The organism is Leptothrix toolikensis (SeqCode), assembly GCF_057922285.1.
Window position 1 is genome coordinate 1 of the sequence record NZ_JBYSVC010000014.1, and the last position, 14,340, is coordinate 14,340.

Annotated in this window: 10 protein-coding genes; 7 read left to right on the forward strand and 3 right to left on the reverse strand. The window is 65.0% G+C overall.

Going from position 1 to position 14,340, the window contains the following annotated elements; translation table 11 throughout:
• The 7 genes from AC3VI7_RS03810 to AC3VI7_RS03840 form a co-directional block, all read left to right on the forward strand.
• The coding region (locus tag AC3VI7_RS03810) for a DUF2138 family protein (RefSeq protein ID WP_489671396.1) at positions 1-1,712 on the forward strand (1,712 nt) is incomplete at its 5' end.
• Positions 1,709-2,383, forward strand: coding sequence for a DUF1175 family protein (locus AC3VI7_RS03815; protein ID WP_489669250.1), 675 nt, complete (start codon positions 1,709-1,711; stop codon positions 2,381-2,383). The genes AC3VI7_RS03810 and AC3VI7_RS03815, both read left to right, overlap by 4 nt.
• 8 nt (positions 2,384-2,391) lie before the next feature.
• Positions 2,392-7,152, forward strand: coding sequence for an MG2 domain-containing protein (locus AC3VI7_RS03820; RefSeq protein ID WP_489669251.1), 4,761 nt, complete (start codon positions 2,392-2,394; stop codon positions 7,150-7,152).
• 5 nt (positions 7,153-7,157) lie between these two features.
• A complete protein-coding gene (locus tag AC3VI7_RS03825; RefSeq protein ID WP_489669252.1) occupies positions 7,158-8,912 on the forward strand; it encodes a DUF2300 domain-containing protein in 1,755 nt (584 codons plus the stop codon).
• Between the two features lie 7 nt (positions 8,913-8,919).
• A complete protein-coding gene (locus AC3VI7_RS03830) occupies positions 8,920-9,768 on the forward strand; it encodes a YfaP family protein (RefSeq protein ID WP_489669253.1) in 849 nt (282 codons plus the stop codon).
• Positions 9,765-10,589 carry a YfaP family protein gene (locus tag AC3VI7_RS03835; protein ID WP_489669254.1) on the forward strand — a complete coding sequence of 275 codons (825 nt, stop codon included), beginning with the start codon at positions 9,765-9,767 and terminating at the stop codon, positions 10,587-10,589. The genes AC3VI7_RS03830 and AC3VI7_RS03835 overlap by 4 nt, the downstream gene beginning before the upstream one ends.
• 73 nt (positions 10,590-10,662) lie before the next feature.
• Positions 10,663-11,181 carry a YbjN domain-containing protein gene (locus AC3VI7_RS03840; RefSeq protein ID WP_489669255.1) on the forward strand — a complete coding sequence of 173 codons (519 nt, stop codon included), beginning with the start codon at positions 10,663-10,665 and terminating at the stop codon, positions 11,179-11,181.
• A 9-nt stretch (positions 11,182-11,190) separates the two neighbouring features.
• Here the strand turns inward: AC3VI7_RS03840 and AC3VI7_RS03845 are convergent, their stop codons facing one another.
• From AC3VI7_RS03845 to AC3VI7_RS03855, 3 genes are all read right to left on the reverse strand, one after another.
• Positions 11,191-11,946 carry an SDR family oxidoreductase gene (locus AC3VI7_RS03845; RefSeq protein ID WP_489669256.1) on the reverse strand — a complete coding sequence of 252 codons (756 nt, stop codon included), beginning with the start codon at positions 11,944-11,946 and terminating at the stop codon, positions 11,191-11,193.
• 20 nt (positions 11,947-11,966) lie between these two features.
• On the reverse strand, positions 11,967-12,497 hold the full coding sequence (locus tag AC3VI7_RS03850) for a hypothetical protein (RefSeq protein ID WP_489669257.1): 531 nt from the start codon (positions 12,495-12,497) through the stop codon (positions 11,967-11,969).
• 63 nt (positions 12,498-12,560) lie between these two features.
• The gene (locus AC3VI7_RS03855; protein ID WP_489669258.1) at positions 12,561-14,237 is read right to left on the reverse strand and encodes an MFS transporter; all 1,677 of its coding nucleotides are present in this window, start codon (positions 14,235-14,237) and stop codon (positions 12,561-12,563) included.
• Positions 14,238-14,340: the final 103 nt, after the last annotated feature.

Consider the following 14,340-nt stretch of genomic DNA (forward strand, 5'->3'; position numbering starts at 1 on the left):
ATATGATCCGCCTGCCGCATCGCAGCGGTGAAGGGGATGCGCAGATGGCACGCGGGAAGACGGTAGGGGTGAGCGGGATCATCGGGATGATCGTCCTGTTGCTGGTGGGGCTTTTGGGGCTGTTCGGGTGGTCGCGCTTGGGATGGGCGCGGTTTGAAGGCTCGATCAACACGCTGGGAGTGAATGTGCGCGAGCCGCAGGGCTTGATCGTCACGCCGTCGCTGGTCGGGCTGTCGCGCGATCTGGTCAAAGCGCCGGTGCTGCGTGAGCTGCTGAACGAAGAGTTCGTTTTCTATTACGAAGAGCACGACGACCGCATCAGCTTGGTGGGTGCGCTCAAGCGCTTGGCTTTTGAACATGAGTTGCGCTTGGCCGATAACTTGGTCGAGCTGGCCCTTGGCGGCCGCGCCGAGGTGGCGTTTTGGCCCGACGACCGGGGCGCGGCGCGTCACTGGGCGATGGTCATGAGCCGCAGCAGCGTGGCGACTGCGCTGCAAAGCTTGGCCCCCTTGGCGGCCCATGATCGGCAACTGAGTTTGATTGCTGAGGTGCCGCTGGATGCCGCAAGCACCGTGCCGGTGCTCGCCCTGCAACTCTCGGCCCGGCGCACCTTGGCGATCGCCAGCGTGGGCGAGCGCGTGGTGGTGTTCTCCGACCCCGGTTTGCTGTTCAAAAGCGACCGCACAGTCGATGGCAACGCCGCCGAGGTGCTGAGCGCCTTGCTCTCTGGCGATGAGCGCCGCCAAGGCGTATGGCGCGAGCCGCTTGGGCTCATGCCATCCAACACGGCGCACCAAGGGGTGCTGCGCGGACCGATGCTGAGCTTCAACTACCAAGCCTTCTTCCCGGCGCTGCAAGCGCTCAAGGTCGAGGTGACGGCGGGCGGGACGGCGCTGAACAGTTGGATCAAGCAAGGCCCCACCGCCGCACCCACCAACCCGGCCAACACGGCCAACGCGGCCATCACTGCTGCTGGCGTGCCGTGGTCCGCCCTGCCCGCCGACCCAGCCGCCTGCGCGGCGTTGCCGGTGGACTGGGCGCGCACCCGCAGCGTGCTGACCGACCCGCGCCGCACCGGCAACGCCGCGCCCAGCTTGGCACGGGTGGTCGGCAGCTTGGACGGCACGGCCGCGATCTGCTGGTACGCGCTTTCACACCTGCACACGCCCTTGCTGATCGCCCACGCCGAAGGGCCCGCGCCCGACGCCGCCACGCTCCAAAGCCTGATGCAGTGGTGGTTGCCCAAAGGGGCCGATTGGGATGAACAAGAAGGCAGCGGCCGCATCCACGCCCCTTACGGGCCGCTGCGCGTCAGCGCCGACCCCGCGCATTACCGCGTCAGCCTGCGCCGCGTGGGCGAATGGTGGCTCTTTTCGCCCGACGCCAGCTTGGTGGCTCGCGCGGCCGACACCTTAGCTCGGCGCTACCCCAGCGTGGCCGACACCCTCAACCGCGACCCCGCCAGCCAGCGCGCCACGCTGGCGGTGGTCACGCCGGTCAACGTGGCGGAGCTGCTGCATCACGAAGCACTGAAGGTGATGACGCCGCGCCAAAGCGGTTTCCAGCAAGCGGCCGAAACCCAGCTCTTCCCGCGCTTGAATGCCTTTGGCCGCTTGCCGCCCGTCCAAGCCGTGCTGCACGGAGCCCCCGACGCCCAAGGCTGGACCGCGCTCGACTGGCAAGCCTTGCCCCCAGCCGAGGTGGAGCGATGAACCGCCGCATCGTGCTGGGATGGCTGGCGGCGCTGGGAACAGCCTCCGCCCAAAACGCCGCTCACAACACGGCTCCAAGCACCGCCCCAACCCCACGCTTAGACAGCACCCAAAGCCGGATCGTGCGCGACTGGATCAGCGTGCTGGTGCATGCCCAGCTGGAGCAAGGCCCAAGCCCGCGCTGGACGCACCGCGATTGCGCCGGCTTGGTGCGTTTTGCGGTGGCCGAGAGCCTGCGCGAGCACGACTTGCCCTGGCGCAAGTCGATGGGGCTGCTCAGCCGGCCCCTGCCGCCGGAACCCGATGCGACCCAAGCCAAGGCCCTGCGCCAACGCTGGCAGCGAGCGGACGGCACGCGCGGCGCTTTTGTCAGCGCGCTGGAGCTGGTGCAGGCCAACACACGCTTTGTGAGCCGCACCTTCCATCAAGCCCAAGTGGCCGATCTGCTGTTTTTTGATCTGGGCGACGAGCAGCACCTGATGCTCTGGCTGGGGCCTTATGTGGCGTATCACAACGGCAGCTCGGACCACAGCGGTCACGGTGATCACGGCGATAACGGTTTACGGGCGGTACGCGTGGCGCAACTGCGCCAATGGAGCGACACCCGCTGGCGGCCCGAAGACAGCAACCCGAATTTTGTCGGCCTTTTCAGGCTGGCCTTCATGGCGTGATCACGACGATGACTTCCTCCTCGACACTCCACGGCCTCCACGCCCACGTGATGCATCGACTGCTGGCTCTTGTGCGGCTCATGCTGCTCAGCGTGCTGGCGCTCGCTGCGACCGTTCACGCCAAAGAAGAGCCGCCGCTGGCGCAAAACGACCACCAGGTGCTGGTGGGCGAGCCGTTCTTTTTGCTCTCGGACGCCACCTACGGCAGCGACGAAAGCCCGCGTGTGCGCTTGGAGCTGAACGCGCCGTGGATGCTCGACAACGTGGGCGGGGTCGATATGCGGGTCTACCGCATCCAAGAGCCGCTCGACTTCTTGGGCAAGCAGCGCAATTTGCACCGTGTGCAGGTGCCGGCCCGCCCCAGTGTCGAAGGCCTGCCCAACACCCTGACGCATCTGTGGGACAGCTGGGTGGTGAAGTCGCGCATGGCGTGGCGCGGCCTTTTCTCCAGCAACGCCCGCCACACGGTGACGCAAGAAGTGCCGCAGCTCAAAACACCGCCGGCGCTCGATCACCCCTCCACCTTTGAAGAGCCCATCGCCTTTCGGCCGATCCCGGGCCTGCCGCTGGTGGAGCGCTTTCGCTACCCCGTGCAATACGCCCAACCGATCGCGCCCCCCAAGGGCGTGAAGCTCGAAGGCAGCAGCAGCGACTTCATCCGCCCCAACGAAGGCAATGTCCACATCCCGCTCAAGCGCCTCGACCCCGGCCTTTATCTGGTCGAAGCCAGCACCGGACGGCATCGCGCCACCACCTTGCTGTTCATCAGCGACACGGTGGCGGTGAACAAGATCTCCAGCGCGCAAATGCTGGTCTGGAGCGTGCAGCGCCAAGACGGCACAGCCGTGGCCAGCACGCAGGTGGTGTGGAGCGACGGCGTGGGCACTTTGGCCAGCGGACGCACCGACACCCGGGGCCTGCTGCGCTTGGATCACCGCGCGCCCGAGCAAAGCTACGTCTTCGGTCTCGACCCCAAGGGCGGGGTGTTCATCTCGGAGAACTTCTACGAAGACAGCGAGATCCACGCCACCAAGCTCTACACCGTCACCGACCGGCCGCTCTATCGGCCCGGCGACGAGGTGAAGATCAAGGTGAGTGGGCGCGAATTCAAAAATGCGCGTGATTCGGTGGCACTGGCCGACGGCGAGATCGCCTTGCAAGCGCTCGACCCGGCGGGCCAAGTGGTAGCGACACGCAAGCTGGCGTTTTTTGGCGGTCCCACCGGCTCAGGGGCTGACGGGGCGTTCCGGCTACCCGACAACGCCGTGGCGGGCGGCTACGAGCTGCGCCTGAGCTTGCGCGACGCAGTCTACGCCGCCGCCTTTCGCGTGGCCGAGTATCAAAAACCGCATTTCGAGATCAGTTGGTTGCCCGACCAAGCCGACCTCGCCACCGGCCAAGCGGTGAGCGGCCGCCTGCGGCTCACCTACCCCGACGGCAAGCCCGTGAGCGGCGCGCGCCTCAGCTTGAGTGCCCGCGCTCAAGGCTTGAGCATGATCGAAGGCGAGTTGGGCGACAGCGGCGCGTTCCCGCTCAAGGTGGCCCAAGAAGAACTGCTCACCGACAAGCAAGGCTTTGCGCCCTACAGCCTGCCCGCCGCCGAGCAGCCCAGCCGCTACATCCTCTCGGTGCTGGCCACCGACGGCGCGGCCTACCGGGTGCGTGGCACGCGCGAGATCTTGATCGAGCGCGGGGCCAACGCTTGGCACCTCGGGGCCGAGCGGCAGTTCTCGAATCCGCGTGAGCGCGTGACGTTCACGTGGCAGCCGAGTCGTCAAGGCATCGCCCCCGCCAACCCGCCCGCGCGCTGGTCATGGGTGCGCCTAGAAGACCGCAGCCATGCCGAAGGCAGCCTCGATGACCCAGCCCAACAGGCGCAGCAACTCGGTTTGCGTTTCGAACAACCCGGCTCGTACAGCGTGACGCTGCGCGATGAGCGCGGCCGCATCGTGGCGGCCACGTCGCATTGGGTCAGCGGCGACGGGCTCAAAGCGCCCGCAGGCGGCATGTCGATCGTCTTTGACCGTCCGAGCTACCGCGCCGGCGACACCGCTGAGGCGCTGGTGAGCTTTCCAGAGCCCGTCGAGCACGCCTTGCTGAGCCTGGAGCGCGACAAGGTGGAAGCCGCTGCGCTGCTGGCCCAAGGCGGCGAAGGCTTGCGCGCTGAGCGGCTGGGCCCTGCGCAATGGAAAGTGCGCATCAAGGTCAGTGAGGCGATGCAGCCCAACATCACCTTCTCGGTGGCCTATGTGCGCCACGGCGAGATGGTGTTCGAGAACCAAGGCCTGCGGGTGCAGCAACCGCGCATCGCCATCGACTTCAAGCCCGAACGCCCGCGCTACGCCCCGGGCGAGCTGGTCAACATCGACGTCAGCACCACGCTGGGCGGCCAGCCGGTGTCGGCCGATGTGGCGGTGAGCGTGGTCGATGAAATGATCTACGTCCTCCAGCCCGAGATCGCCCCGAGCATCGAGGACTTTTTCAATCACCTGCGGCGCAACAACGTGCGCACCCAAGCCTCGCTGTCCTTCATCGGCTACGACTTGGCCACCCGGGCGCTGGGCCAAGTGCCCAAACGCCGCGCCGTGCAAGAACGCGCCTTGAAAGTGCTGGAGCGCCCGCGCCGCGACGAGGTGGACACCGCCGCTTGGGTGCCACGCCTGCACACCGACGCCAACGGCCGCGCCCGCCTAAGCTTTCGCATGCCCGACGCCTTGACCCGCTGGCGCATCACCGGCCGGGCGATGGAGCCCGGGGGCCACGTCGGCCAGCAAACCGCGTGGGTGCAAAGCCACAAGGACTTCTTCGTCACATGGACCAGCCCCGACTGGCAGCGCGTGGGGGACAAAGCCCAAGCGAGCGTGGCCCTGTTCAACCAGTTGCCCCAAGAGGCTGAGGTGACGTGGAGCGTCAGCGGTTCCAGTGGCATCAGTGGTGTCGAAGGCTTGAGCCGCAGCGAAACGCTCAAGCTCCAACCCGGCCCGAACTTCGTCACCCTGCCCTTGAGCGCCGACCAAGTCGGCACCCAGCTCCTCACGCTCAGCCTGAAGCGCAACGGCGTGCTGGTGGACAGCCTGCAACGCAAGCTGCGCCGCCTGCCCGTGGCGCGCATGGCAGCGCGCGAACGCATCCTTGACCTCAGCAACGGCGGCCCGGGCACGCTCTCGCTGGCCGCCGATCCGCAACGCATCCGCGTCACGCTGGCCAGCGATCCGGCCGCTGCGGCCTTCAATCGCTGGATCGATGAGCTGGTGGAGTTTCCGTATGGCTGCGTCGAACAAACCGCCAGCCGTATGCTGCCGCTCGCGCTGGCGCTCAGCTCGCTCAGCCCGGCGCAGATGAGCTTGGCCCCGATGCTCACGCAGCGACTCGCCACCGCCCGACTCGCCTTGGCGCAGATGGCCGGGCCTGAGGCGCGTTTTGGCTGGTGGGGCCGGGGCATGCCGGAGGACGCTTTCCTCACCACCTACGCCTACTACGCCGACTGGCGCGCCAGCCAAGCCCTGCGTTTGAGCCTGCCCGCCGAGCACTGGCAACGCCTGTTGACGGTCTACGCCAAGGGCGGAGCGAGCGCGCCGCCGCTGCAACGCGCGTTGATGCTGCACTGGATGCGGGCCATGGGCTTGCCGGTGAGCTCGCTCTCGGCCGCGCTGCTCGATGACCTGACCAAGCGACAAACCATACAAAAAGCCCACGCCAAGGGCGAGGCCACGCCGGCGCCGCTTGGCATCCACAGCTTGGTGTTCAGCGATGAGAGCCCATCCTCGACCCAAGCCCTTGACATGGCGTGGGTGCTGGCGGTGATGGATACGAGCCAGCGCCCCGGCCAAGCACCGGACGCGGCCCTGCGTGCCCAAGCCAACGCTGCCATGGCACGCCTCAACGAAGTGCCCTCACCGCTGGTCCAAAGCCTGCTGGTGCTGGCCCGCCAAGGCGGCAGCGCCCAAGCCAACGCCTTGCTGGCCAAAGTGCGCGGCGATCAACCCAGCTTTGATCGCGCCCAAGCCCTGATGTGGCTGCACCAAGCTTTGGGCGGCGGTGCGGCCCCCGAGCTGCGTGTGGCACCCAACGCCTTGAGCGCCCCGTGGGTGCCCACCCAAGGCAGCTTGGGCCAGACGCAGTGGACCTTGCCAGCCGGCACCCCCTTGCCGCTGACCTTGCAACCGAGCCCAAACAGCGGGGCCAAGGTGGCCTATATCAGCTACGAAAGCGCCGAAAGCCCGAGTGCGGCCACGCTGCCGGTGCAGATCGAGCGCCGGCTCTACAAAGTGATCAGCCTGCCCTCGGCCCAGAAAGATCCCCCAGCCCAGCCTGAAAGCCAAGGCCAAGGCCAAGGACGGATGAGCGTGCGCCTTGAGGCCATGCCCAACGGCGCAGCACTCGACACCAACACGCTTTACTTGGATGAGTTGCGCGTGCGATCCGAGCGGCGTGAGCGGCCTATACGCTGGGCCTTGTTGGAAGCCGCCCTGCCGCCGGGTGCAGCGGTCGAAGCCAGCACTTGGGGCCTGGATCTGCTCGGCAGCGACGGCAAAACCAGCGCTTTGGAGCGCGCCGTGCATCAAAACACCGCCCAAGGCTACGCCGTGCCGATTGAGCGCCTCCAAGTCGGCAAACCCTTGGTCTTCAGGCACTTGCTGCGCTTTGCCCAGCGCGGCAGCTACGTCCTGCCCCCGGCGCAGCTCTACCGCATGTACGAACCCGAAGCGCGGGCGGTAGAGGGCGGCGATGGCAACGGCACGCGCTGGACACGGGTTGAAGTGCGGTGAAGATCTTGGCCCACGGGTTCTGCCTCACCCTGCTGCTCGGCATCTCGCTGGCAGCCACCGGGGCGGAACCTGTGTCCACAGCCCTGACCACACCCTTCAGCGCCAGCCAAGGTCCACGGCTGCTGGGTCAAGTGATGGGTCAAGGTCTGTCGGATGACCAAGATGTCAACAGGTTATCCACACCCTTGGGCAGCCTGTGGAAACTTTTTGTCTACAGCTGGCTTCAGACCCGCGACGCAGCCGCTGGGCATGAAGCTGGGCATGAGCCGCCCTACCGCTGCGAACCCGGTGCCAGGCACGCGGACGACGAATACTGCTGCGAACCCGGCGAGAGCGTGGCGCGTGATCAAGCGCTCCAGCGCTCTTGTGGACCGTACTTCGAGCCACAGCGCTTGGGCTTGACCGCCCCAGACTGGGCGCGCTTTTGGGCCTCGTTGTGGCCGGACAACGGCTCGGGTCAAGGCGTGCCGTCTTGGCTGCGTCAGCTCGACGCCTTGCGCCCTGAAACCCTTGTACCCGTCGCCAGCTTGCTCGACGCTTTGCAGCATGTGCCCGACAGCGCCCGCCAAGCCGCGCGCCAAGCCTTGCTGCCCAACACCCTGCGCGACCCAAGCCTGCTGGCCGCCTTGGGCAGCTCACCGCGCTTCAAAACTTGGTCATGGTTCGATGCCAAGGGCGAGCGCATCGGCGGCGCGGCCGGGTGGTTGGCCGACGGCAGCGCCTTCTGGTTTGGCGCGCCCGGCACCAGCCAGCACGCTTTGCAGCAACACGCCCGCTGGCTGGCACAAGCGTGGCGTCCTTCGGGACGCCTCGATGCCGCAGCCGATGAAGCCAGCCAACACGTTCAGCCCTGCGTGCAGGTGCAGCTCTTTGCCCGCTACCCGCTGCAAGCCATCCAGCCCACACCGCCCGACGGTCTGCTGCCCGCCAGGCCCACGCCCTACACCCTGCACTTCGTCAACGGCCAGCAGTTGAGCGTGCCCGGCGGGGCGGATAACCCGCTGCGACTGAGTCACCATCCAGATCCCCACATGCCCCAAGGTCGTCCGGAACTCTCGGCGCAATGGCCGCTGGAGGACTACATCGCCCGGGTGATCGACCGCGAAGGCGATGCGCGCGAAACCGCTGCGGCCCACGCCTTGGCGGTGGTCGCCCGCACATGGCTGCGGCAAAACGCCGAGCAAGATCTGAGCGGCTGCCTGCGGGTGGAAGACAGCAGCCAAGCGCAGCGCGTCAGCCCCCGCCCCCCCAGCGCCGCCGCGCGCCAAGTGGCGGCCTTCACCGCCGAGCTGGTGCTTGAAGGCCCCACCCCTGTGCGCTATCACCGCGATCAAGGCGCGCCCGGCGTGCTGAGCTGGTTGGATGCGGTGGCCGCGCACCGCTCGGGTGAGGGCATGGCGGAGATCCTTCACACAAGTTATCCACAGCTTATCCTCAGGGGCTGGCACCAAGCAGCATCGTGTCAAGAACTCCCGGAAGCGATGCAGTGGCTGCTGGAGCGTCAAGCCCGCTGGCGCAGCCGTTTGCGCCAAGTCAGCGGTTTTGAAGCGCTGCAAGCGCCGATCAAGGTCTGCCAACTGGAGCGCGGTGTGCCCTTTGCCGAGCCGGATCAGCTGCGCATCCACCTGCGCGAATGGTGGAGCCGCGAAGGGCGCGTCACCCTGATCCACGAATACCTGCATCTGGCGTTCAGGCACCACCCCAACGGCCAAGACGAAGCGCTGATCGAGCGCTTGGCCCAACAACTGGTTGATTCATGAGGTCTCGATGATGTTTGCCGTTTTGATGCTCTTGGGCCTATGCCTTCAAGCCACGGCCCAAGCCGCGCCCCAAACCACTAAAACCACTGAACCTGTCGTGGAGATCACCGCGCCCGTCGGCGGCTGGCGTTACACCCAAGCGACGCCCGGCGAATTCCTTCAAGAAGTGACCTACCCCGCCGCCAGCGTCAACGCTAACCGGGTGGGTGCCAACCCCAGCGCCTTGATCGCCGGGCACATCACCAACATGGCCAAAGCGCCCGCGATCAAGTCGCCCACCCGCCGCGATCCAGCCCGTTTGGTGGTCAACGGCATCGCCTTACCGCTGGAGGTACATGCCGACGGCCAGTTCGCTAGGCCGTGGTCCTTCGGTGCCGGCTCGCAAGGCGTGAGCGTGAGCACCGCTGCTGGCGAGAGGCGGCAAGAACGGCGGCAGGTGCAGTTTTTTGAAGCCAACAGCGCGCGCGCGCGCATCCGCTTGCGCGTGGTGCTGAGCTGGGACAGCGACATGACGGATCTGGACCTGCACGTGGTCTCACCCGACGGCCAGCATGTGTTCTACGGCAACCGGGTGGCACCCAACGGCGGGGCTTTGGATGTCGATGTCACCACCGGCTTCGGGCCGGAGATCTTTGCCCACCCCGCCCCGCCCCCCGGGCTGTGGCAGGTTTACGTCAACTACTACGGCGCAGGCGACGCCCGCGAAGACCTGACCGTGGCGCAAATTGCCATCATCGACAACGAAGGCCCCCTGCGCGAGAAGCAGCAGGTGCGACGTGTACCGATGCGCAAGCCGGGTGAGCTGACGTTGGTGCATACGTTCCTCGTAGCGGGTCACCCGGGAGAGGCACGATGAAACCGATTCTTCGCCATCGCTTAGGCCGCTGGTGGCACCTCGGTTGGGTGGTGTTGGGCAGCGTGCCCATGGACATGCCGGCCAACGGCCCGATCCACACCCCGGTCAGCGGCTGGGTTCACAGTGGCTTGGACGCGCATAACGCACCCGTTGAAGTGGCCTACCCCAACAATCTGATCGACCGGGGTGGTCAGCGTGGACGCACGCTCATTCAAGGCAAGCTGAACAAGCTCAAAACCACCCGCAGAGGTTCCGGGCCCGCGCGCTTGGTGGTCAACGGCAACGCCATGCCGTTGGCGACCGATCAAGAGGGCCGTTTTGCCCGGCCCTATGCCTTTGGACCCGGCAGCAACAGCATCGAAGTCCGCAGCGACGGTGTGCGCCAGCGCATCCAGTTCTTTGAAGCAGACCCGCTCAAGACCAAGGCCCGCATCCGCGTGATCTTGGCGTGGGATGACCCGCACGCCGAACTTGATTTGCACGTCCTGACGCCTGACGGCGGCCATGCTTTTTTCGGCAATCCGGTGCTGCCCCAAGGGGGTGGGCTGGACGTGGACAGCGTCGATGGCGCAGGGCCGGAGATGTTCTCCATGACTGCCCCGCTGCCCGGGCTTTATCACGTCTACCTCAACTACTGGGGCCGTTTTGGCGCCGAGGGTTACCACTTCGACGACGAGACCCGGGAGCAGCCCATGATCACGGCACACATCACGGTGGTGCTTGATGAGAACACCGGAGCTGAAAAACGCCAGACGCTGAGCGTGCCGGTGCGACGTATCGGTGAGTTGATGTTGGTGCAATCCTTTCAACGTCGCTCTTGAATCGGGCACACTTATCGGGCACACCATTGTGCAAAAACGTTCCAACTAACCTCTGCAACCCTAGGAGATTTCGATGGCTCTGCTCTCACGTCGTGGCACCTTTGGCGTGCCGCTCATCGCGTCCCTCGCTCTGATGCAAGGTGCGATCGCCCAAAGCAGTGCTTCAGGCTCAAGCGCCCCTGCGGCCAGTGGGCAAGAAATCATCACCGCCGCCGATCCAGACAAGATCTTTGACATTGCCAAGGGCTTCGGCAACGCCTCGCTCGATACGGACAGCAGTGGCGACCCCAAGATCGTGGGCCGCATTGAAGGCACCAAGTACGGGCTGTACTTCTACGGCTGCAAGAGCGGTAAGAAATGCACCGACATTCAGTTCAACGCCGCGTGGAGCGGCACCAAGGTCACGCTGGACAAGCTCAACGAGTGGAACCGCACGCGTCGCTACGGCAAGGCCTTCTTGGATAAGGACGGTGACCCGGTGTTGCAGATGTCGGTCAACATCGACTACGGCGTGACGCGCAAGAACTTGGAAGACAACTTTGACTGGTGGGCCAAGATCGTGCCGGAATTTCGCGGCAAAGTCCTCGAATAAATCTCGGCCTCAACCCCGCCCGACAAACGGCATCTGGGTGGCCATCACGGTCATGAACAAAACGTTGGCCTCGGGCGGCAAATTGGCCATGTACAGCACCGCGTTGGCAGCGTGCTGCACGTCCATCACGGGCTCAGATTTGAGTGTTCCGTCCGCTTGACGGATACCCGCACTCATCACGGTGGTGATCTCGGACGCTGCGTTGCCGATATCGATCTGACCCACGGCGATGTCCCAAGCCCGACCGTCGAGCGCGGCGGTCTTGGTCAGACCCGTCATGGCGTGCTTGGTGGCGGTGTACGCCACAGAGCCGGGGCGCGGCGTCTGGGCTGAGATCGAGCCGTTGTTGATGACGCGGCCCCCTTGCGGCTGCTGAGCCTTCATCAGGCGAAAAGCCGCCCGGGTGCAAAGAAAGGCCCCGGTGAGATTGGTGTCCACCGCCGCCTTCCAAGCCGTCAAAGGCAGATCCTCCAGCGACACGCCTTGGGTGAAAACGCCGGCGTTGTTGAACAGCAGATCCAGCCGGCCGCAGCGCACCTGAACAAACGCAAACAGCGCTTCGACCGAGGTTTCAGCGGTGACATCGACCTCGCACGCCAGCATGCGCTTGGCGACTTCTGGCACAGCCAGATCCAAGGTAGCCTGCAAGCGTTCCATGCGCCGACCGGCGCACACCACTTGCCAGCCATCCACCGCCAAAGCCAGCGCACAAGCCCGGCCAATGCCGCTGCCCGCGCCAGTGATCAACGCTACACGGTGGTTCACGTCGTCTTCCTTCCTATCCCTCAATACCGCTGCGTCAGACCCAGACGCCAGCCGTTGACCGTTTGAGTGGTGGAGACGTTGGGCACCCAGACCCCGCCCTCGGAAGTAGTTTTGCTCGCCAGCGACCACTCCAAAGTCACACCGAACATCGAGTGCGACGGATACCAGTTCATCCCGGCGATCAGCCCGGCTTGACCGGCGGTATCGAACAAGGCGGTCGCGCCACCGCCCTCGACCCCGATATACGGCTGAACATCGGGCGAGCCAAAGTCCAACCGCCGGGCCAGCCGCAGCGCAGCCGCCACAGCACCTTGGCGGCTGCCGTTGCGCAAACCCAGCTCATGCAAGCCAAAGCTCACGCCCAGAATCAACTCATTGCCGATGGAGCGCTGCAACACGCAGTCCCACGCCGTCAATCGGTCCGAGGTGAGCGATGCCGGCGCGACATGCAACTGCAACTCCATATCGGTCGGCGTCGCTTGCGCCCCACCAGCCCCCAAGGCCAGCCCCAACACCACCCCAGCCACCCGCAAGCATTTCAAGATCTTCATCACTTCACCCGAAAACTGATCCGGGCCGCAGCATAACGCGTGGTGGGGTGTGCAAGCTCGGGCTCAATCACGCGCGTAGATGTCGATGTCCTTGGTTTCGCGCATGAACAAGGTGCCGATCACGAAGGTGGCTCCGGCGATGAGCACGGGGTACCAGAGGCCGTTGTACATGTTGCCGGTCTGGGCCACGATGGCGAAGGAGGTGGTGGGCAGCAGGCCGCCGAACCAACCGTTGCCGATGTGGTACGGCAAGCTCAGCGATGAGTAGCGGATGCGGGTCGGGAACAGCTCGACCAGCATGGCCGCAATCGGCCCATAGACCATGGTGACGTAGAGCACCAAGAGGGTCAGGATGCCGACCATGAGCGGCTTGTTCATCTTCTCCGGGTCCGCCTTGGCGGGATAGCCGGCGGCCTTGAGGGTGTCACTGACCGACTTCTTGAAGGCTGTATCAGCCGCCCTAAGTTCATCCGCCGCCAACCCCTTGGCGGCATAGCTTTGGATAACGACCTCGCCGATGGTGATCGAAGCCACCGTGCCAGCGGATGCGGTGATGTTGTCGTAGCTCACCGATTGGGCCGCCAAGACTTGCTTGGCGATGTCGCAGGAGCTGGTGAATTTAGCGGTGCCGGTCGGGTTGAACTGGAAGGAACACTCGGCCGGGTTGGCCCGCACCACCACCTTGTTCGTGGCCTGCGCCCGCGCCAGATCGGGGTTAGCGGCTTGGGTCAGCATCTTGAACAGCGGGAAGTACGTCAAGGCCGCCAACAAACAGCCGGCCATGATGATGGGCTTGCGCCCGATGCGGTCCGACCAAGTTCCAAACACCACAAAGAACGGCGTACCGATCAACAAGGCCACAGCCAGCAAGATGTTGGCCGTTGAGCTATCGACCTTGAGCGCCTGGGTGAGGAAGAACAAGGCATAGAACTGCCCCGTGTACCAAACCACCGCTTGGCCGGCTGTCAGGCCCAGCAGCGCCAAGATCACCACCTTGAGGTTTTTCCAGCGGCCGAAGGATTCGGACAGTGGTGCGCGTGACGTGCGCCCGTGCTCCTTCATGCGCTTGAAGGCCGGCGACTCGTTCATCGACAGCCGGATGTAGATCGACACCGCCAGCAAGATGATCGACAACAGGAAAGGAATGCGCCAGCCCCAATCGGCGAAAGCCGCTTCACCGATCAAGGTGCGGGTGCCCAAGATGACGGTGAGCGACAGGAACAAACCCATCGTCGCCGTGGTCTGGATCCACGAGGTGTACATGCCGCGCTTGCCGTGCGGCGCGTGCTCGGCCACATAAGTCGCCGCACCACCGTATTCGCCGCCCAGCGCCAAGCCCTGCATCAGCCGCAAGCCGATCAGAATCACCGGCGCGGCCACCCCGATGGACTCATAGCCGGGCAACGCACCGACGATGAAGGTGGACAACCCCATGATCAGGATCGTCACCAAAAAGGTGTACTTGCGGCCGATCATGTCGCCCAGCCGACCAAAGACCAAGGCACCAAAGGGCCGGACGATGAAGCCTGCTGCAAAAGCGAGCAGGGCAAAGATAAACGCCGAGGTGCTGTCCAGCCCCGTAAAGAACTGCTTGGCGATGATGGTCGCCAAAGAGCCATAGAGGTAGAAGTCGTACCACTCGAAGACCGTGCCGAGCGAAGAGGCAAGAATGACTTTTCTCTCTTCAGCCGACATCGGTTTGTTGGCACTACTGCGAACGCTGCCAGCGGCACGGACCATGTGTTGTTCTCCTGAGCGCAAAGAAAGCTTGCGCACACTGTTGCACTGTTGAATGAGGGTCTGACCAAATCCTGACAGCGGCACAAAGCAAGGGAAAGGCCTC

Coding starts and splice junctions, on each gene's coding strand:
- AC3VI7_RS03830 (WP_489669253.1), top strand. CDS start 8,920: ATGATGTTTGCCGTTTTGATGCTCTTGGGCCTATGCCTTCAAGCCACG.
- AC3VI7_RS03840 (WP_489669255.1), top strand. CDS start 10,663: ATGGCTCTGCTCTCACGTCGTGGCACCTTTGGCGTGCCGCTCATCGCG.
- AC3VI7_RS03815 (WP_489669250.1), top strand. CDS start 1,709: ATGAACCGCCGCATCGTGCTGGGATGGCTGGCGGCGCTGGGAACAGCC.
- AC3VI7_RS03835 (WP_489669254.1), top strand. CDS start 9,765: ATGAAACCGATTCTTCGCCATCGCTTAGGCCGCTGGTGGCACCTCGGT.
- AC3VI7_RS03855 (WP_489669258.1), bottom strand. CDS start 14,237: ATGGTCCGTGCCGCTGGCAGCGTTCGCAGTAGTGCCAACAAACCGATG.
- AC3VI7_RS03850 (WP_489669257.1), bottom strand. CDS start 12,497: ATGAAGATCTTGAAATGCTTGCGGGTGGCTGGGGTGGTGTTGGGGCTG.
- AC3VI7_RS03820 (WP_489669251.1), top strand. CDS start 2,392: ATGACTTCCTCCTCGACACTCCACGGCCTCCACGCCCACGTGATGCAT.